The sequence below is a fragment of the Rhodoferax ferrireducens genome (assembly GCF_003347515.1).
Lineage (GTDB): Bacteria > Pseudomonadota > Gammaproteobacteria > Burkholderiales > Burkholderiaceae_C > Rhodoferax.
Genome location: NZ_QEII01000205.1, coordinates 1 through 1,560, shown reverse-complemented (window position 1 = coordinate 1,560; position 1,560 = coordinate 1). Strand labels below are relative to the sequence as shown.

Genomic DNA, 1,560 nt, shown 5'->3' with positions numbered 1-1,560 from the left:
ATATGCAAAACGGCAGTAGTTACGTGGAGATCCAGATAGCGTCGTACCCTCGGTCAGTGTGTCAAAGCGCATATTTCCAGAACAACTCCACGTAGCCATCGATGCGCCGGATCTGCGTGAAACCGGGGATGCCAAAGAAGCGATACGGTGAACTCGGGGGTCGCAAATGGAAGCGTGAAAGTATGCATTCCTGCACGTAAATTCCCCGTATGGCGTTCCGGAACGCTTGCAATTAAATCTGACGCACGGGCCATCGCCACCGCAGTCGAAAATCCACCGACGGTGGTGGCAATCTCTCTTTCCAGACCGAGCGCGCTCATGGCTTCATCAATTGGACCCATTTCGAGGCGCTGGCGCGAGATACCAATGTGCCGACCGGTCGCATACCTGGCTGGACTTATTGATGCGGCCCAATGAAATATGAACTTTTTTGCATTGCCTGGCTCCAATTTTTATGGAAAAAGAAAATGCAAGAAAGCAATCACTGGAGCAACTCCACGAGAGGCGCAAGCAAGTCGTTCGGTTGCACAAAAAGGCGCTCGGTGTCATGCAAATCGTGTCCATGACGGGCTTGAGCTACCCGGCGGTTCGCGCCTGCATTGACCTGTTCGATGCAGGCGGCTGGCCTGCAATTCGACCCGCCTTGCGCGGGCGTAGTCCAGGTGTGGGGCGCACCCTTACGCAGGCTCAGGAAGACAGCATCCAGCGCACCATTATTGATAAGCGCCCCGAGCAACTCAAGATGGATTTCTTCCTCTGGAGCCGGGCAGCAGTAGGCGTGCTTATTGATCAGGAGTACGGCATCAAACTGCACGTGCGCAGCGTGGGTAAATATCTCAAGCGCTGGGGGTTCACGCCGCAAAAGCCGATCAAGCGCGCCTATGAGCAAAACCCGGTGGCGGTGCAGGCGTGGCTGGAGGGTGAATACCCTGGCATAGAGCAGCGTGCTCGCTTGGAAGGTGCCGAAATCCATTGGGGTGATGAGACCGCGCTGCTCAACACTGATGTGCGTAGCAGAAGCTTCGCCCCTGCGGGCAAAATACCCGTTGCATTAACCGTCGGTGGCACCCGTCAAAAGCTCTCGATGATCGCCACGGTGACCAACCAAGGCAAGACCCGCTGGATGATCATTGATGATGCCTTTGATGCCGAAAAGCTCATTGAATTCTTGGCTGCGTTGATCAAGGATGCCGGCAAAAAAGTGTTCCTGATTCTGGATAATCTTCGGGTGCATCACAGCAAAGTCGTCAAGGCCTGGGTAGCTGAAAGAACCGAGAAAATTGAACTGTTCTATCTGCCCAGCTACAGCCCCCAGCTCAACCCTGAGGAGCGGCTCAATGCGGACTTGAAGAAGGAGATGGGCAGAAAAGTTCCGGTGCGCACCAAGGCCAAATTACGCGAGGCGGCCAACCAGCATATGGCGATGCTCGACAGTATGCGTCCGGCCAACACACATTGAAGGACTGCTGATATCCAGAGATAGTGTGCGCGATGAACATCATGCACACCATGGCGAGCGAGACTCGCATCACCCAAGCCCCCAAGCGCCGGTTCTACAGC

2 protein-coding genes are annotated in these 1,560 nt (G+C 55.1%); one reads left to right on the top strand and one right to left on the bottom strand.

Annotated elements, in window-relative coordinates; translation table 11 throughout:
- Positions 1–53: 53 nt before the first annotated feature.
- Entirely contained in the window at positions 54–449 is a 396-nt protein-coding gene (locus C5P05_RS02745; protein ID WP_114968347.1) for a LysR substrate-binding domain-containing protein, read from the bottom strand.
- A 5-nt stretch (positions 450–454) separates the two neighbouring features.
- On the opposite strand from C5P05_RS02745, the gene C5P05_RS02740 reads away from it, so the two are divergent.
- Positions 455–1,459, top strand: coding sequence for an IS630 family transposase (locus tag C5P05_RS02740; protein ID WP_114968346.1), 1,005 nt, complete (start codon positions 455–457; stop codon positions 1,457–1,459).
- Positions 1,460–1,560 lie beyond the last annotated feature (101 nt).

Bases quoted from the DNA above. Each gene is read 5' to 3' on its own strand.
- C5P05_RS02740 (WP_114968346.1), top strand. From the start codon at position 455: ATGGAAAAAGAAAATGCAAGAAAGCAATCACTGGAGCAACTCCACGAG.